We start from the raw sequence: 17,447 nt of genomic DNA on the forward strand, positions 1-17,447 counted from the left end.
ATTATCTCCGCTTACATGATCTGCCGGATGTCGCCCAGCCCGATTTGCCCTACACCGGTCACCTTGGCCATGATGCCATTGGCGCCAAAGGTCACACTCTCAATCTTGCCGACGGTCAGGGCGGCGGTTTCCACTTTCTTGCCAGCGACAGTAGCTTCAATCTCGAACTTGTACTCGCCATCTGCTGCCGTACCACCACCATCTTTGGCACCGTCCCAGCTGAAGTTGATCACCCCGGCCTTTTGAGCGCCCAGATTCACTTCCTGCATCACGTTGCCGTTTTTGTCCTTGATGGTGACTTTGACCTTGTCTGCATCCTGAGCAAGTTCCATGCCTGCATTGGCCTTGCCACTGGCCAGATTCAGGGTATTGCCATCAGTGAGCACCGAACGCCCCACCAGGGTCGCTGCCTGGAAAGACTGCGCGGCGGCAAATGAGGCCGCCATATTGCTGATGGCGGTATTGAGCTTCTCAATGCCGGTCACCGTACTGATCTGAGCCATCTGGCTGGTGGTCGCCGCATTGTCCAGCGGATTGAGCGGGTCCTGATTGCGCAGCTGGGTCACCAGCAACTTGAGGAAGCGATCCTCAATCCCGGCCGAACCCTTCTTGCTTGCCTGCACGCTATTATTAAACTCAGCAAACGGGTTGTTGTTGCTGCCATCCACGGTGCCTACGGTTGCCATCGCACGTACTCCTTACTGTCCCAGTGCCAGAGTCCTGAGCATCAGGGTCTTGGCGGTATTCATCATGTCGGCATTGGTCTGATAAGACCGGGAGGCGGAAATCATGTTGGCCATTTCTTCCACCACGCTCACATTGGGCATCTGCACATAGCCCTTTTCGTCGGCCAGCGGGTTATCCGGTGCGTACAGCATGCGTGGCGGCGACGGGTCTTCCACAATCTGGCTGACACGCACCCCTTGTGCCGGGCCATTCAGGCCATTGACCGGTGTCGCCTGAAACACCACCTGCCGCGCCTTGTAGGGCTGCCCGGTCGAGCTGGTGGCCGAATCCACGTTAGCCAGATTGCTGGCGACCACATTGAGCCGCATCGACTGGGCTGTCATGGCTGAACCGGCAATCTGAAACACTCCCATGATGGACATGTCAGCGCATCCTTCTTAGTTGTTCGACAGTGCTTGCTGCAAGGTTCTGATGCGGCCTGTGGTGAAGGTCAGTAGCGCCTGATAGTGCAGACCATTCTCCGAGAAGCGTGCCATTTCCTCTTCCGCATCTACCGTGTTACCGTCAATGGCGGGCTGGGTCGGGTTGCGGTATTTGACGTCAGCGTCCAGAAAGCCGCCTTGCGCGCCATCCAGATGACGGCGGTGGGTGAGCTGCATGTGCGCACCATGCTGCGCTCCTGCCAGCGCGTTTTGCAGCGCTTGGCGAAAATCTACATCGACCGCTTTGTAATTGGGGGTGTCCGCGTTGGCCAGATTGGCGCCCAGCAGTTCCTGCCGCGAGGCACGTGCCTTGAGCGCGGTTTGCAGGAAATTGAAGTGTTTGTCGAGGTTCTGGATCATGGCGGGCTCCTTGCCGTAACCTCAAGCAGAAAGTGTGCCACCCAATGACCACGACCACAGCAGTGCGGGGTGGCGAAATCGGCGGGGCTCGGGCGGCAACGCTTGCCGCCCCTGGAAGCTCAGTCTGCCGCTTCGACCCGGTTCTTGCCGCTCACCTTGGCGCGATACATCGCCGCATCCGCACGCGCCAGCACATCCTGCTGGCTTTCGTCTTCCTGGTACTCGGCCACACCACAGCTGAAGGTGATCAACACTCGCTCATTACGGTGCAGGTAAAAGCGTCGCGTCAGCTCACGCTGCACCCGCTGCATGACCTGAATCGCTTCTGCCATGCCCGTACCAGGCAGCAATACCACAAATTCCTCACCGCCATAGCGTGCGATGTAATCGGTAGGCCGCAATACATCCTTGACCACCGCCGACAGGTGGGTCAGCGCTTCATCGCCCGCCTGATGCCCCAGGCTGTCATTCAGCTTCTTGAAGTTGTCGATATCCAGCAAGGCCAGCGACAGGGCGCCATGCTCGCGCCGCACGCGCGCCAGCTCTGTCGCCATGGCCTCTTCCAGACCGCGACGGTTGAGGGTGCCGGTCAGCTGATCGGTCTTCACTTGCGCTGAAATGGCCTCGATCTCGCGCTCCAGCTCGCTGATGCGACTCTCGGCAGCTTCGGCCTCCTGCCGTGCCAGCCGCATGTCATCACGCGAGCGCAGCATGTCCACCTGCATGTGGCGGGTGTCTTCCATCAGGTTATCCAAGATGATGCTGAGCTGGGTGACATCATCTGTTTTCTGGATCTGGCTGGAGTAGGACACGATCTTGTCGTGATAGCCGCCCGTGCTTTCTGCAATCACCCCCAGCCGGTCAATAAAGGTGGTAATCATGTGTTTGAAGGTCAGCTTGGCCTCGGTCAGGCTTTGCTTGAGATGGCCCTGCTTGAAAATCAGCTCCGAGAGGCGTTGCTCCATCTCGTATAGATAGCGGCTATCCAGCGGTTGATCAATCACCGCCTTGATCACTTCCACCTGCCCCTGCATCCAGCCATCATCCGCCATCAGCTCGCCGATATTGCTGACCAGCAAACGCAGCAAGCGCTGCAGACCCAGCATCAGGGTTTGATCCGACTCGTTGCGCAACTCCAGCTTGATCCAGAATTTCTTGGCTTGCGCCGAAAAAGCCTGCAACGCCCGACTGTCGGCCACTTCCCGCAGGCGAACATTGAGGGCACTGGCCTCTTCCAGCAGGTCCGGTGCATGCTGCAAGCGCGCGACGACGCCATACTCGAGCGTGCTGGCCAGCAAGTCCCGCCACGCCTGGAACACCTCGCCATCGACATTGTCGCCGTCACGCTCCTCTACACCGCTGCGGCCATCGGCATCCAGCTCGCCACTGAGAACGGTGTCCGCATCAGGCGGCAGGTTGTCACGCCAGCCACGTATCAACCCTGCCAACTTCTCGTTCAGCTGCACCGGGTTGCCGCCAAAATTGATCAGCACCCGCTCCAGCGCTTCCTTCTTGCGAGCGGGCGTCCAGCCCACCTGTCGCAACTCCCATTGCCGGACCAGCTCACGAACGATTTCTCCCCACGGCTGGCTCAGCTCCCCACCATCAGCGCTGCCGCCAGACAGCAATTCCAGCACGACCTTGGACCAGCTGTTCCAGTCCTCCGCCTTGAGGGCATCATCCAGCTGCTTTTGCAGGCGCTGCAACTCCACGCGAGGCCGCCCGCCTTGGGGCAACGCATCCGTCAGCAGCTGGATCACAGGATGGGTGGTCTCCAGTGTGTCACCCGAGATCTGGGCATAGGCCTTGCGGTAATTGTCCGGCGTGGGCAGCTGGCGGCTCATGGCCAACTGTTTCAGGGTTTCGCGGGCGATTTCGGTTGGATTGGTCAGCGGCATGCCGGCACCTGTCATGACCCGGCCGACCATGGGTCGCCCGGTGCTGAAGAAGTCACAGGATCAGTAGCCACCAGCATGGTGGCCATACCCTGTCATTGTAGGAAGGTGGCGAACAAACAGCCAGCGGGAAATACCGGGATGATCAGTGTGGTACGACTGGTGTGCTGTCTGCAGGCAGGGGCGCTGGGGCTGTTGTGGTGTTGGTGGTATCGAGCACCTGGATGAACAATTCATCCTGCTTGACCATGCCCAGCTCATTACGGGCACGTTCTTCGATGGCATCAAAGCCCTGTTTGAGGTCCAGCACTTCAGCTTCCAGTGCCATATTGCGGCGCTGCAAGGCCGCATTATGCGCCTGCGCCTTTTCCAGCTCAGCCTCTTGCTTCCAGACCATCAGCCAGCCGCCCTTGCCCAGCCACAGGGGCTGCTGCAAGGCAACGATCAAAACGGCCAGGGCCAGGCTCAGGACACGCAGGAACATGCTTAAAACTTCATCAATCGATTTGCGCCGGACTTTAACACATGCCGTCACGCACTGTCATGCCTTTCGCATCAACGTGTCGTGGCTCGAGAAATGCAACAGACAAGCCCTGTCTGCCAAGCGGGCCGTCATGGCACAGCATCCGCCTCAGAACACAGCGCAATTCTCTCCGGCCCATTAAAATGCCATCAGCATTAACCATAAAGTCAGCCCCATGAAAAACGCCACCCGAAGGTGGCGCATTTCATGGGGCCGTGTGGCTTCAGGCGATGTGATAGAACGCATCGCGGCCCGCATAGCGTGCCATATCGCCCAGCTCTTCTTCGATGCGCAGCAGCTGGTTGTACTTGGCCATGCGGTCCGAACGGGACAAGGAGCCGGTCTTGATCTGCATGGCGTTGGTGGCCACTGCCAGATCAGCGATGGTGCTGTCCTCGGTCTCACCGGAGCGGTGTGATACCACCGATGTGTAATTGGACCGCTTGGCCAGTTCGATGGCCTGCAGGGTTTCCGACAGGGTACCGATCTGGTTGACCTTGATCAGGATGGAGTTGGCAATACCCTGGTTGATCCCCTCTTGCAGGATCTTCGGATTGGTCACGAACACATCGTCACCCACCAGCTGCACATTGTCGCCCAGACGCTCGGTCAGCAGCGCCCAACCATCCCAGTCGTGCTCAGACATGCCATCTTCGATGCTGATGATCGGATATTTGCCCACCAGCGAGGCCAGGTAATCCACCATTTGCGGGGTGGTCAGCTTCAGGCCATTGCCGTCCATATCGTACATGCCATCCTTGTAGAACTCGGAGGCCGCACAATCCAGCGCCAGCATCACATCTTCGCCTGCGGTGTAACCGGCATTGGAAATGGCCGTCAGAATCAGCTCGATGGCTTCTTCATGACTGTTCAGGTTCGGTGCAAAACCGCCTTCATCGCCCACGGCGGTGGACATGCCCTTGTCGCCAATCAGCTTCTTCAGCGCGTGGAACACTTCAGCGCCACAGCGCAGTGCCTCGCGGAAGGTCGGGCGACCCAGCGGAACAATCATGAACTCCTGGAAGTCGATATTGTTGTTGGCGTGCGCGCCACCGTTGATCACGTTCATCATCGGCACCGGCAGGGTCATGGTCCCGGCACCACCCAGATAGCGGTACAGCGGCAGGCCAGCCTCTTCGGCGGCAGCACGGGCTACGGCCATCGACACGGCCAGCATGGCGTTGGCGCCCAGGCGACCCTTCATTTCGGTGCCATCCAGCTCCAGCAGGGTGCGGTCGATAAAGCTTTGTTCCGAAGCGTCCAGACCAATGATGGCTTCGCAGATTTCGGTGTTGACGTGCTCTACCGCCTTCAGCACGCCCTTGCCCAGATAGCGGGATTTGTCGCCATCGCGCAGCTCCAGCGCTTCCTTCTCACCGGTGGAGGCACCACTCGGCACGGCGGCACGGCCCATGACACCACTTTCCAGCAAGACATCGGCTTCCACGGTCGGATTGCCGCGAGAATCCAGGATTTCGCGTGCGACCACATCAACAATCGAACTCATGAGTTAGCTACCCTTCGTGACAGATGATCAAAAAACAGTTACAGGGGGAAATGCCGCACTCACGGCCTTATTTCACGAGCAGCTTGGCAAAACACAGGCTGCGTGGCTGGTCGACGTACTCGCCATAGGGCTCAATACGCGAATAACCCGCCCGTTCATACAGACCCACCGCTTCCGGCTGGCGGTTACCGGTTTCCAGCACGATACGGCGATAGCCGAACTTGCGGGCCGCCGCTTCCAGCTCTTCCAGCAGGCGACGGGCCACGCCCATGCGGCGGAAAGAAGCACGCACATACATGCGCTTGATTTCCACCGTATCGCTTTCCAGTGGCTTCAGTGCACCACAGCCCGCCAAGGCACGGTCGCAAGTGGCCAGATAAAGCGCATTGCCCGGTTTGTCGACATCCCCCAGGCGAAACGGGCTGATGGCATAGTCGCCATAGCGTCCGGTCATTTCAGCTTCCATCTCCCCCAGCAGCATGATGGCCGCTGCGTGGCGGCTGCTGCTTCGGGTTACCGTCAATTCCGGATGCTTGGCGTCCATGGCATTACACCTCGTTTTCAAACCAGCGGGCTGATTTCACCACCTTGTCCAGCGCCACCAGTGTCTGTAGCAAATCACGCATCTTGCCGAGCGGCCAGGCATTCGGCCCGTCTGACTTGGCTTGTGCCGGATCCGGGTGGGTTTCCATGAACACCCCGGCGACCCCGGCGGCCACTGCAGCACGGGCCAGCACCGGCACATGTTCACGCTGCCCGCCGGAGCTGCTGCCCTGCCCGCCCGGCAACTGCACCGAGTGGGTGGCATCAAACACCACCGGGCATTGGGTCTCGCGCATCACAGCCAGGCTGCGCATGTCGGATACCAGATTATTGTAGCCAAACGAGGCGCCACGTTCACATACCATGATGTTGTCGAGGCCACCATTGGCCGCCTTGGCCTTGTCCACCACGTTCTTCATGTCCCACGGCGCGAGAAACTGGCCCTTCTTCAGGTTCACCGGCTTGCCCGCGCAGGCCACGGCCTGGATAAAGTCGGTCTGGCGACACAGGAATGCCGGCGTCTGCAGCACATCCACTACCGCAGCCACCGGCTCGATCTGCCAGGTATCGTGCACATCGGTCAGCACCGGCACGCCAACTTGCTTGCGCACCTCAGCGAGAATGCGCAGCCCTTCGTCCATGCCATAACCGCGGAACGACTGGCCGGAGCTGCGGTTGGCCTTGTCGAAGGAGCTTTTGAAAATGAACGGCACCCCTGCTGCTGCCGCAATCTCCTTCAACTGCCCAGCGACGTCGATCGAAAACTGCTCGCCCTCAATCACACACGGTCCGGCAATCAGGAACAGCGGCTGGTTGAGGCCGACTTCAAACCCGCACAGTTGCATGCCTGCTTACCCCTTCTTGCCATCGTGGTATTGCACGGCCGCCTTGATGTAGGCGCTGAACAGCGGGTGGCCGTTGCGCGGCGTGGAAGTAAACTCCGGGTGGAATTGAACACCCACAAACCACGGATGATCCGGCAGCTCGATCACTTCGCACAGCTGCTCTGCGCCTGCCGAGCGGCCCGATACCTTGAGGCCCGCGGCTTCCAGACGCGGCAGGTAGTGGTTGTTCACTTCATAACGATGGCGGTGACGCTCCACATAACGCTCGCCACCGTAGATCTTCGAGATCAGCGAACCCGGCGACATCACGAATTCCTGCCCGCCCAGGCGCATGGTACCGCCCAGATTGGAGTTCTCGTCCCGCTTCTCGATCTTGCCGTCGTGGTTCACCCACTCATCGATCAGGGCCACCACCGGATACGGGGTTTCCAGATCAAACTCGGTGGAAGACGCGCCATCCCAGCCCGTCACATGGCGGGCAAACTCGATCAGCGCCAGTTGCATGCCGTAACAGATGCCCAGATACGGCACCTTGTTTTCACGGGCAAACTGCACCGCCTTGATCTTGCCTTCCACGCCGCGCTTGCCGAAGCCGCCCGGCACCAGAATGGCGTCCATGGATTTCAGGCTGTCGGTGCCATCGCGCTCGATTTCTTCCGAATCCACATAGTGCACCTGAATACGGGTGCGGTTGTGGATGCCTGCGTGCACCAGAGCTTCGGTCAGTGACTTGTAGGAATCCGCCAGGTCAACATACTTGCCAACCATGGCGATGTTGACTTCGTGTTCCGGATTTTCCTTGGCAAATACCAGGTTTTCCCACATCGCCAGGTCAGCCGGACGCGGGGTGAGGTGCAGGCGACGGCAGACGATTTCGTCCAGCCCTTGCTGATTCAACACCATCGGGATCTTGTAGATGGAGTCGACGTCGTAGCAGGAAATCACGGCGTTGTCGGCCACATTGCAGAACAGCGCAATCTTGCGGCGCTCATCGTCCGGCAGCGGGCGGTCCATACGGCAGATCAGCACATCTGGCTGAATACCGATTTCGCGCAATTCCTTCACACTGTGCTGGGTCGGCTTGGTCTTGATTTCACCCGCCGCCGCAATATACGGCACCAGGGTCAGATGCACGAAGCAGGTGTTGTCGCGCCCCAGTTGCACCCCCATCTGGCGGATGGCTTCCAGAAACGGCAGCGACTCGATGTCACCTACCGTGCCCCCCACTTCCACAATCGCCACTTCTGCATCACCCGCACCCAGACTGATGAAGTGCTTGATCTCGTCAGTGATGTGCGGAATCACCTGCACCGTGCCGCCCAGATAGTCGCCCCGGCGTTCCTTCTTGATCACCGAGTCATAGATCTGGCCAGTGGTAAAGTTGTTGGCCTTGCGCATCTTGCTGCTGATAAAGCGCTCGTAGTGGCCCAGGTCCAGATCGGTCTCGGCACCATCTTCGGTCACGAAGACTTCGCCGTGCTGGAACGGGCTCATGGTGCCCGGGTCCACGTTGATGTACGGGTCCAGCTTCAGCATGGTGACCCGAATTCCACGCGATTCCAGAATGGCTGCGAGGGATGCCGCAGCAATGCCTTTACCCAGCGAGGACACGACACCGCCGGTTACGAATACGAATTTGGTCATGGGGATAAAACAGACGTGGTTTGAATGGGTTATTTTACCCTAATCCCGCGTTCGGCATAAGGGGGGGGCATGCACGCCCCCCCAGACTTTCAGGGGCGACTGGCAAGCCAGCTTTTGAGCTGATCGCGCTGTTTGCTGTCCATCTGGTCAATCTGAAAGCCAACCCTGAACTCAGTGCCGTGCGTCAATACACTATGCAGCACCGTCGCCTGACATTCCAGATACTGGCGCTGCCCCCCAGCGCCCAGTGGCGCCTCCATCAGCACGCGATGGCGCGCACCGGTGCGCAGTGTATGCGGAATCAGCATGGAGAAGCCGGAATCCCCCATGGCAATGATCTTGCCCTGCATGGGCGAGTGGCCGTCCACCACCACGGCGGAGCGCCAACTGACCACCACCCGGTGCGCCTCTTTGACTGCCATCTGACTGCCCTTTGCGGATTGACCATGTGCCGACTGGAATCTGAAGTTATACGGGAGGAGAGGAAATACTGTCAATGTGACCTGTACGTTATCTGTCCCGGGTCAAGCAACACGCCACCGGCAGGGTGCGCCTGTGCTGCAGGACAGCATGACAACTGCGGCAAATTGCCGCAAGATCAGCCATCCCCTTGCAGGAGGTTGGCATGGTTGTGTCTGAAGAAGGCGTTACCCCGTTCCCATCCACACGCAATGTGCCGCTGGCGGCCCCGCTGGGCTGGCTGTCCGCAGGCTGGCAAGACCTGCGGCAAGCGCCGCTGGCCTATGCCAGTTACGGTCTGGTGTTTGCCTTGTCCGGTGCCGCATTCTGGCTGGTGTTGGCGCGCTATCCGGAAGTGATGCTGGGTCTGGTGACCGGCTTCATGCTGATCGGCCCGTTTCTGGCCATCGGCACTTACCACCTGGCCCGGCAGCAAGAACTGGGCGAAGCACCTAGCCTGAAAGACAGCCTGACGGCCTGGCGGGCCAACCTGCCCTCCATTGGTTTCATGGTGATGATCGAAGTATTGCTGATGGCCAGCTGGATACGGGTCGGCGTGGTTCTGATTGCGCTGTTTTTTGAGGGCAACCCGCCCACGCAGGACGACTTGCTGCACCTGGCTTTCTATCAGGCACATTACGCCTTCGTGAGCGCCTATGTGCTGGTGGGGGCTGGCTTTGCCGCGCTGGTATTCATGGTCAGCGTCGTGTCGATTCCACTGCTGATGGACCGCAAGATTGACGCCATCTCCGCCATTATCGTCAGCGTCATCGCCTGTGGGCGCAATCCGGGCGCCATGCTGATCTGGGGCACGTTGATTGTTGCCGCCATCAGCCTGGGCTTTTTGACGGGCTTTGTGGGACTGATCCTGACAGCGCCCTGGATCGGTGCCGCCAGTTGGCATGCCTACCGCGGAGTGCTGTTGCCAGAAAGCTGAACGGGCTACAGTACCGGGGCATCCTGCATGGTATGCGGCAGGGTGCCCAGATGGTTCCCCCCCCACTGTTTGGCCTGATGCAGCGCCAGCTCAGCGTGCTGCAGCAAATCCACCATGGTGTGTCCATTTTGCGGCGCGGATGCCATGCCGATCGTCACCGTCAGCCGAATCGAGCCTTCTTGCACTTCATAAGGCACGGCAAGGGTTCTGAGCAAGGTACGCCCCAGCTTTTCACCTTCATCCGGCTCTAGCAGCTCAGGCACCACCACCGCAAACTCATCCCCGCCCAACCGGGCCAGTAGCAGATCCTTGCGCTCCAGCGTCTGCAGACGTTGCGCCAGTTGCTGCAGGATGGCATCGCCACAGGGCTGTCCATGCAAGCCATTGACCTGGCGAAAACCATCCACGTCCAGCAGCAGCAGTTGCAAACCCAGCGCCTCCGGCCGCTGCAGCAACCCCGCCAGCAAGCGCTCCAGCCGGTCCGCCAGCAACAGGCGATTCGGCAAACCGGTCAATACGTCGTAGTAAGCAATCTGCTTGACCAGCGCCTCATTCTCCCGCAGCAAGGCTTCCAGCCGTGAGCGCTCCTGGCTTTCCCGCTCCAGCTTGCGCAGGGTCTTGTCCAGCTCGCGGGTTTTGCTTTGTACCCGCGCCTCCAGTACGGTTTCGGAGCTTTGCAGCGATTTCAACTCGCTGGCCTGCGCCAGGAACACCTGCTGGATGGCGCGCTCGCCCTCTTGCTGATTCATTCGATTACGCAGGGCCAGCGCAAACGCCAGCAGCAGGCCCTCCAGCATGGTACCCAACTGCATTGCATGATGCGCCCAGATATTGGAGCCACCCACACCCAGGTTGGCGACGACTACCCCCAGCGCCCCCGTCAGCAGCAACGCATAGCCCACTACCATGAACCAGGCAGGCAGGTAACGCCGTAAAGCCATGCGCAAGGATGCGAACAAACTGATCAGCACCGCCAGCAGGGTGGTGGAGTTGGTCAGAAAAATGGCCAGCGGGTGGTAGATCCATGGCGTCAGTATCACGGCCGAGAAGGCATAGGCTTGCACGGCCCAAGCTGCGCGATTCAATCGTGGCGCATACTCCACCAGATCCAGCACCCGCTGCATGTAGCGCACCCCGAACAGCGACCACAGCGCAGGAATCAACAATACCATGCGGTCTGCCGCCCAGGCCGACTCACCCCAGATCAGCTGCACCCCCTGACCACTGACCGCAAGAATGGAAAAGCCGCCAAACAGCGCCGTCAGGGCGTACTCCGCAAACAGCCATTCACGGAAAGAGAGCAGCAGGAACAGGTTATACAGCACCAATACCAGCATCACGCCGTAATAGAAGGCTTGCAGGCCAGAATCCAGCTGCATGGCGGTGGCCAGCCGCTCCGGCTGCCAGACACTGAGCGGGACGTTATGTGTGCCAACGGTTTGAACCCGCAGATAATAGGTAGTGGGCTGGGAGCCCGTCACCTGAAGTGGCAAGGTAAAGTGCCGGAATGACAAGGCTTGCAGTCGAGGTGGGACATGATCACCACTACGCAATTCTCGCCACTGACCCTGGCCATCCGGCATATAAAGTCGAATGTCATCCAGCCACGGATTGGCGATTTGCAGCCACCATGCTTGGTCTGCAGGTCCCGCTGATTGCAGCGAGAAGCGATACCAGTGCACGCGCGGATCGACACCAAAACGCGCCGAATCGGGCAGGCGCTGAAAGCGGGCCGCCACCGCGGGGGTGAGAACCTGCTGCATGGTCAATTGGCCATCCGCATCCAGCAGGTGCCAGACATGGCCCTGCAAGGACTGGCCCTGCCGACTCTCTTGCAACAGCAGGGGAGCCACCCCCGCAGCGGCTGACCATGCCGGCCCTATCAGCACAAACAACAACAGGTACAGCCCTCGCCACACCTGACGAAGGCGTAGGCCACAACACATCACCATCAGCCGGGCCAACGGATATCCACCCATTGGCTGAGCTGGCCCAGGTGTCCATGGAAGAAGTGGCTGACGCCCGGCAAGACCACCACCGGCAGCTTTTGTGGCCGCGCCCACGCCAGCACATCGGCCAGAGGGACGACTTCGTCCTCTTCACCGTGAATGACCAGGGCTTCCGGCGGCACGCTCGCCAACGGGAAGCGCCCTACAGCAGGCCCGGCCAGTACCATGGCAGGCGCGGGCTCCCCAGCCTGCTGCAGGCGCGCTGCCAGCTGGGCCTGCACAAAGGTGCCAAAGGAAAACCCGGCCAGCATCAGAGGTAACGCCGTGGCCTGCGGCTGCTGTTGCCGCGCCCAGGCCAATACGGCGGCCATGTCGTCCGCCTCACCCAAGCCGTGGTCAAATTGCCCCTCGCTACTGCCTACCCCACGCAGATTCGGGCAGAGCACCCAGTAGCCCTTGCGGGCGAACGCCTTGGCCAGCGTCTGCACCACTTTGTTCTGGTTGGTGCCGCCTTGCTGTGGATTGGGGTGTGCCACCAGCGCAATGCCGCGCACCGGCCCGCTTTCACACCACAGGTTCAGGGTTTGCAAGTTGCCCACCGGCCCTGCAATCATCAGTTCGCGTGTGCTGACTTTCATCCGGATTCCCAGCGTTGCAGGCCGTCTCCCGTCCGCACGTTGGCGAACCCGGCCTGTCATGTCAAATAATTATAACGGGATTCTGACAGTCCACCCACCCGGCCCTTGGGGCAGACCCGGTGGATCGGCACACAGGCTACTCGACGCGCAGGCGCTCGACGATACGACCCTGTTGCAAATGCTCATGGATGATCTCGTCGACATCCTCACGGTCAATAAAGGTGTACCACACCCCTTCCGGGTACACCACCATCACCGGCCCTGAGTCACAGCGGTCCAGACACCCTGCCTGGTTGATACGCACCTTGCCCTGCCCATTCAGGCCGAGGGCCTTGACGCGATCCTTGGCATACGCCCGGAGCTCGCTCGCCCCCGCATTATTGCAGCAGGTTTCGCCAGGGCCGCGTTGGTTGCAGCAAAAAAACACATGGTGGCGGAAAAAGGGTTCAGCGATACTCATGCAGCCTTCCTTGTCATCAGCAACGACCACAACACCAAGGACAGGAAGAACAAGAATGTCCAGCCCGGAATGGTCAAGCCCAGAAACATCCAGGATTTGTCATGACACTCACCCGAGCCATGCAGCAGCTGGGTCAGCACCTGTGAGAATGGCAGGGTGTCCAGCATGTAGGACAAGCCCGGCCCGCATTGCGGCACATCCCGCTCCGGGAGGTATTGAATCCAGACGTGGCGCGCCGCGATGGCCGCCCCGGATAAGCCCAGCAAGGCCTGAATCCCCGCATACCAGCGAGCACCGCGCGGGCCCGGACCGTGCAGGCCCGCAATCAGGAACACCACGCCCATGGCAATGATGAACACCCGCTGCACCATGCACAGCGGGCAGGGCTCAAGGTATTTGACATACTGCAGGTACAAGGCATAAGCCATCAAGGCGGTGCACACCGCAAAGGCGGCCAGATAACACCAGCGACGCGCCGGCAAACGATCCAGCAAAGACAAGATCAACCCCCAGAAAATAGATAACGCTCAGTGTTCAACCGTTTCCGCTCGCCGCACGGGTACCGGCGCATCCGGAATCAGCCCGGTCCGGTTCATGGCCAGCAGCAGGCCAAAGCCCATCAGCCACAGCGGGAATTGCAAGGCGAAGCGGAACCACTCAAACACCCACAAAGCATGAATCAGTGCTGCCAGTAAAAAGCCCATGCCTGTCGGCCAGCTCCGCTTGTTGACGCCTTGATCAATCAGCGTGACCAAGCCAATGGCTGCCAACAGTAAGGACCATTTCAGGCGGCCTACCGGCAGCAGGTCCAGCTCGTACAGCAACCAGAGCAGGCCAATGGCCATCAACCACACAGGGGTCACAAATCGTCGCACGGACCTCTCCCAGACAGTATGTGATTCAGCCAGCAGGGCTTACTTTTGCCGCCAGCCGTCGCGCCCCTGCACCCACCAGCCCGCCTGTGCACGCTGCGCCCAACGCTGGGCAAAGGTTTGACGGATCTCGTCTTCCCATTCCGGATGCCCATTGGCCCGCGCAATCTCGCGGTACAGCGCAGCACGATCCTGGTTTTCTTCTGTCACCAGCCGGTTGACCTCCTGCCGCTTGGGCAGGGGCACCAGATTGGCATCACGCACCCGGATGCTGCCATCCTGGGCAAAGCCTACGGCACCCGAGGCATAGTAATCGCTGAGCTGGGCGGTACGTGCCTTCATGCTTTGGGTCAAGGCCTGAATGGCAGGACTGCTGATGTCCAGATCCGCCGCAGCATGCGCGCTGATACTGGCGCCAAGGCACAACGCCAGCAGGGTGGCGCGCAAGGTATTCATCCAACGGAACATGATCAGGCTCCGGTTCAAGGTTGGGTTGCAGGAGCAGGCGTCGCCGGGGTGGCGGGCTTTTTGACCTGCAACACTTCATCAATGATGCGGTCCGCCGCTTTCTCGGCTTCCGCAGCAGGGAAATAAATGTTGATGGTCACACACGCTGCCAGCAGCAACGGTGCCGACAGCAACAGCAAGGAACGGGTCATGGTGTATCCTTCTTCTCCGGTGAGGTCACTGCACCACTGCGGAACCACCCGCAGTAATCCGCTTCAGACGCTGCATCAACTCTGACCACTGCACAGCGCGATTGTAGCCGATGACGTTGATGGACGGAACGCCACCCCCCGATACCAGCACATAGCCATTGGGCGAAGTCGCGATGCCATCCATCTGGCAGACATTGTTGCGCAAGCGACAACTCACGCCGAGCTGACTATAGCCAAACGTCTCAAAAAAGCGCAGGAAAGTACGTTGCAAGGCCGCTGCCGTGCCCGCGCCTCCCAGCGCGCTGATGTTTTCGACCGCACGCTGACTGATTCGTTTCCGGTAATCGCCGGGGCTGCTGCCAATACGCGCATCAAACTGCTGCAACTCCCAGTTGAGGAGCTGCAGATCATCCACATTAACGTCCAGACGCCCCTCGATGGCGCCGAACGAGAAGGTACGGGTCAGTTGCAACAGGTCCAGGTTCTGCATGGCCAGGTCCGCCGAGAACCGCGGCGCCACACCAAAAGGCTCCTGCAGCCGCACATTGCGCAAGAAGGCAATACCATCAAAGGCCTGGATTTCCAGCGGGCCGAACAGGCGCAACTCTTTCGGGCTCAGCACCACCCTCGGCAAGCTGCCAGACAGTTCACCCTCGATGCGTGGCCACTGCAGGGCCGTGGACATTTCCGGCAGCGACACGCCTGTCAGCTCTCCGCTCAGGCCTCCATGCCAGCCATCCTCCTGCTGCTTGAGCGACACATCCTTCAACAGCAGGCGCCCTCCAAGCAAGGCCTGCTCAAATCGCGGCGTACTGAGCGATGTACCATGCAGATTCAATTTCAACTCCGCAGCGCCCAAAGGCAGCCCCAGCACCACGCCCCCTTTCCAGCCGAGGGCTGCGGTCGTCGCTTCCGTCCGGGACCAGGGTAGGCTGCCATTCACGCCATACCAGCCCAGCTTGCCGCCTTTGTCCACCAAAGACACTTCGTGCAGGCCCAAGGTCAAGCGCTGTGGCGCACCTTCCTGCACCAGCAAGGATACGTCTACCCTGCCCTCCGCTTGCAACGCTTTCAGCAGCGGGCTGGTCAACAAAGGCTGCAAGCCCGTTTCGTACAGCGGCTTCAACGCCAGCCCCTTCCCCTCTAGCCGCACCCGGTTCAGTTTGCCTTGCTGTAACAGCAGATCAAAATCCAGTTGTCCCAAAGGAGCCCACTGCAGCTGTGCCTGCTTGACCTCCAGCTGCTGACCTTGCCACTGCCCCCGGCTCTCCAGCACCAGTGGCGAGGCATCCAGCTTCAGATAGAACGGCTCCCAGTACACCTCGCCCGCCAACCAGCGTAGCTGCCCCTGCCAGCTGCCGCCCTCGGCATTCAGGGCCAGTTGCCCTTGCCAGTCCAGATCAACCCGCTCACCTGCCCGGCTGCCACTGCTGTCCGCAAACTGCACGCCACGCAAGGACAGCTTGCCATCCAGTCTCGGGCTGGTCTGCTGCCAGATCAGTTGCGCACTCAGCAGCCCCTGACTGGGCTTGGGCAATTCCGTCGGCCACCACGGCAAGGCGTCAGTCACCGGCCATTGCTGTAAATCCAGTTTGCCTTGCCAGCCACCCTTGCCCGCTGCGGCGTGCAGCGATAGCTGCTGCCCCGACTGGGGAGACAGGGTGAGTTGCAAGCTGCGGCTTTGGGGCTGATAACGCAAATTGACACGCCCGGCCACCCGCTTGCGTGGCGGCCCGTCAAAACTGAGCTGCCCCTCCAGGCACGCCAGCTCCCTGGCCTGCCAGACGAAGCGTCCGCACTGCAGTTGTAGCTGCCGCCACTGGTGTTGGCCAAACTGGAGCTGGGCCGCCTGCAGGCGCAGTTGCTGACGCTCGGTATCCAGAGAGGCTTGCAGATGGGTGAGTTGCATCTGGGGCCCAGTGAGGCTGCCCAGATCCAGTTGCAGTTGTGCAGCCCATGCCAGCATGGGCAACATCAGCAGCAAGAGCAGGACGCGTTGCATCATCCTGCCGGGAAAATACCGGTCGACAGATAGCGGTCGCCCCGATCGCAGGCAATCGACACCACCACGCCATGTTGCAAGCCAGCAGCCAGCTGCAGGGCAGCAGCCAGCGCACCACCGGATGACACCCCGACGAAGATACCTTCCTGCTGCGCCAGCGTACGGGTCATGTCTTCTGCCGCCTGCTGGGAAACATACAGCAACCGGTCGACCCGGGCAGGGTCATAAATGCGTGGCAGATAGGCTTCCGGCCATTTGCGGATGCCTGGAATCTGCGCGCCCTCTTCCGGCTGCACCCCCACCACTTCAATCGCCGGGTTCAGCTCCTTGAGGAAACGGGACGTCCCCATGATGGTACCCGTCGTCCCCATGCTGCTGACAAAGTGGGTGATGCGCCCCTCGGTATCACGCCAGATTTCCGGGCCGGTGCCCTCATAGTGAGCCAGCGGATTATCCGGATTGCCAAACTGGTCGAGAATGCGGCCCTTGCCGTCTCGCTGCATCTGCTCAGCCAGGTCACGCGCGCCCTCCATGCCCACCTCGCGCGGGGTGAGAATGATCTGTGCACCATAAGCCGCCATCGACTGCCGCCGCTCTACGCTCAGGTGTTCCGGCATGATCAATATCATGCGGTAGCCCATCACCGCAGCCGCCATCGCCAGGGCAATGCCGGTATTACCGCTGGTGGCCTCGATCAGCGTGTCACCGGGCTGAATGTCGCCGCGCGCCTGCGCCCGGCGAATCATGGACAGTGCGGGCCGGTCCTTGACCGAACCTGCGGGATTGTTCCCCTCCAGCTTCAGCAGAATGGAGACCCCAGGCGCAATACCCAGCTGTGCCGGCAAGCGTTGCAGGGAAACCAGCGGCGTGTTGCCAACGGTCTGGGCAATGGTCAGTGTCATGATGATTCACATTTCGGGCCGAGGGCCAGGCAGGTTGAAATGCTTTGGATGGTAGCCGAAAGGCAGGGTTCCGCATTGACCGG

20 protein-coding genes are annotated in these 17,447 nt (G+C 60.3%); 1 reads left to right on the top strand and 19 read right to left on the bottom strand.

Features of this window, described 5'->3' with window-relative positions; genetic code table 11:
- Positions 1 to 11 precede the first annotated feature (11 nt).
- The 10 genes from HF682_RS11635 to HF682_RS11680 form a co-directional block, all read right to left on the bottom strand.
- The gene (locus HF682_RS11635; protein ID WP_168877451.1) at positions 12 to 686 is read right to left on the bottom strand and encodes a flagellar hook assembly protein FlgD; all 675 of its coding nucleotides are present in this window, start codon (positions 684 to 686) and stop codon (positions 12 to 14) included.
- A gap of 12 nt (positions 687 to 698) precedes the next feature.
- Positions 699 to 1,109: a flagellar basal body rod protein FlgC gene (gene flgC, locus HF682_RS11640; RefSeq protein ID WP_168877452.1), complete on the bottom strand. Its 411-nt coding sequence runs from the start codon at positions 1,107 to 1,109 to the stop codon at positions 699 to 701.
- 15 nt (positions 1,110 to 1,124) lie between these two features.
- The gene (gene flgB / locus HF682_RS11645) at positions 1,125 to 1,529 is read right to left on the bottom strand and encodes a flagellar basal body rod protein FlgB (RefSeq protein ID WP_168877453.1); all 405 of its coding nucleotides are present in this window, start codon (positions 1,527 to 1,529) and stop codon (positions 1,125 to 1,127) included.
- A 119-nt stretch (positions 1,530 to 1,648) separates the two neighbouring features.
- A complete protein-coding gene (locus tag HF682_RS11650) occupies positions 1,649 to 3,427 on the bottom strand; it encodes a GGDEF domain-containing protein (protein WP_168877454.1) in 1,779 nt (592 codons plus the stop codon).
- Between the two features lie 142 nt (positions 3,428 to 3,569).
- The gene (gene ftsB, locus HF682_RS11655) at positions 3,570 to 3,908 is read right to left on the bottom strand and encodes a cell division protein FtsB (protein WP_308418730.1); all 339 of its coding nucleotides are present in this window, start codon (positions 3,906 to 3,908) and stop codon (positions 3,570 to 3,572) included.
- A 262-nt stretch (positions 3,909 to 4,170) separates the two neighbouring features.
- Positions 4,171 to 5,454, bottom strand: coding sequence for a phosphopyruvate hydratase (gene eno / locus HF682_RS11660; RefSeq protein ID WP_168877455.1), 1,284 nt, complete (start codon positions 5,452 to 5,454; stop codon positions 4,171 to 4,173).
- Positions 5,455 to 5,521: 67 nt separating this feature from the next.
- Positions 5,522 to 5,998 (bottom strand): GNAT family N-acetyltransferase, encoded by a 477-nt coding sequence (locus HF682_RS11665; protein WP_168877456.1) that lies wholly within the window; start codon positions 5,996 to 5,998, stop codon positions 5,522 to 5,524.
- Positions 5,999 to 6,002: 4 nt separating this feature from the next.
- The gene (gene kdsA, locus HF682_RS11670; RefSeq protein ID WP_168877457.1) at positions 6,003 to 6,842 is read right to left on the bottom strand and encodes a 3-deoxy-8-phosphooctulonate synthase; all 840 of its coding nucleotides are present in this window, start codon (positions 6,840 to 6,842) and stop codon (positions 6,003 to 6,005) included.
- A gap of 6 nt (positions 6,843 to 6,848) precedes the next feature.
- On the bottom strand, positions 6,849 to 8,486 hold the full coding sequence (gene pyrG / locus HF682_RS11675) for a CTP synthase (protein ID WP_168877458.1): 1,638 nt from the start codon (positions 8,484 to 8,486) through the stop codon (positions 6,849 to 6,851).
- Positions 8,487 to 8,575: 89 nt separating this feature from the next.
- Entirely contained in the window at positions 8,576 to 8,908 is a 333-nt protein-coding gene (locus tag HF682_RS11680) for a PilZ domain-containing protein (protein WP_168877459.1), read from the bottom strand.
- Positions 8,909 to 9,111: 203 nt separating this feature from the next.
- Here HF682_RS11680 and HF682_RS11685 point away from each other — a divergent pair, with 203 nt between their 5' ends.
- Positions 9,112 to 9,882, top strand: coding sequence for a DUF2189 domain-containing protein (locus HF682_RS11685; RefSeq protein WP_168877460.1), 771 nt, complete (start codon positions 9,112 to 9,114; stop codon positions 9,880 to 9,882).
- 5 nt (positions 9,883 to 9,887) lie between these two features.
- Here HF682_RS11685 and HF682_RS11690 read toward each other — a convergent pair whose 3' ends face one another.
- From HF682_RS11690 to cysM, 9 genes are all read right to left on the bottom strand, one after another.
- A complete protein-coding gene (locus HF682_RS11690; protein ID WP_168877461.1) occupies positions 9,888 to 11,735 on the bottom strand; it encodes a diguanylate cyclase in 1,848 nt (615 codons plus the stop codon).
- A 98-nt stretch (positions 11,736 to 11,833) separates the two neighbouring features.
- A complete protein-coding gene (locus tag HF682_RS11695; RefSeq protein ID WP_168877462.1) occupies positions 11,834 to 12,469 on the bottom strand; it encodes an alpha/beta hydrolase in 636 nt (211 codons plus the stop codon).
- 136 nt (positions 12,470 to 12,605) lie between these two features.
- A complete protein-coding gene (locus HF682_RS11700; protein WP_168877463.1) occupies positions 12,606 to 12,929 on the bottom strand; it encodes a (2Fe-2S) ferredoxin domain-containing protein in 324 nt (107 codons plus the stop codon).
- Positions 12,926 to 13,429: a disulfide bond formation protein B gene (locus HF682_RS11705; RefSeq protein WP_240947236.1), complete on the bottom strand. Its 504-nt coding sequence runs from the start codon at positions 13,427 to 13,429 to the stop codon at positions 12,926 to 12,928. Before HF682_RS11705 ends, HF682_RS11700 begins: the two co-directional genes overlap by 4 nt.
- Positions 13,430 to 13,456: 27 nt before the next feature.
- Positions 13,457 to 13,804 carry a hypothetical protein gene (locus tag HF682_RS11710; RefSeq protein WP_168877465.1) on the bottom strand — a complete coding sequence of 116 codons (348 nt, stop codon included), beginning with the start codon at positions 13,802 to 13,804 and terminating at the stop codon, positions 13,457 to 13,459.
- A 39-nt stretch (positions 13,805 to 13,843) separates the two neighbouring features.
- Positions 13,844 to 14,269: a YdbL family probable chaperone protein gene (locus HF682_RS11715; protein WP_240947237.1), complete on the bottom strand. Its 426-nt coding sequence runs from the start codon at positions 14,267 to 14,269 to the stop codon at positions 13,844 to 13,846.
- A 14-nt stretch (positions 14,270 to 14,283) separates the two neighbouring features.
- On the bottom strand, positions 14,284 to 14,460 hold the full coding sequence (locus HF682_RS11720; RefSeq protein WP_168877466.1) for a hypothetical protein: 177 nt from the start codon (positions 14,458 to 14,460) through the stop codon (positions 14,284 to 14,286).
- Between the two features lie 25 nt (positions 14,461 to 14,485).
- A complete protein-coding gene (locus HF682_RS11725; RefSeq protein WP_168877467.1) occupies positions 14,486 to 16,465 on the bottom strand; it encodes a hypothetical protein in 1,980 nt (659 codons plus the stop codon).
- Positions 16,462 to 17,364: a cysteine synthase CysM gene (gene cysM, locus HF682_RS11730; RefSeq protein ID WP_205882039.1), complete on the bottom strand. Its 903-nt coding sequence runs from the start codon at positions 17,362 to 17,364 to the stop codon at positions 16,462 to 16,464. The genes HF682_RS11725 and cysM overlap by 4 nt, the downstream gene beginning before the upstream one ends.
- Between the last annotated feature and the right edge of the window lie 83 nt (positions 17,365 to 17,447).

Origin of the sequence: Leeia aquatica, from assembly GCF_012641365.1 — a bacterium.
GTDB classification, from domain to species: domain Bacteria; phylum Pseudomonadota; class Gammaproteobacteria; order Burkholderiales; family Leeiaceae; genus Leeia; species Leeia aquatica.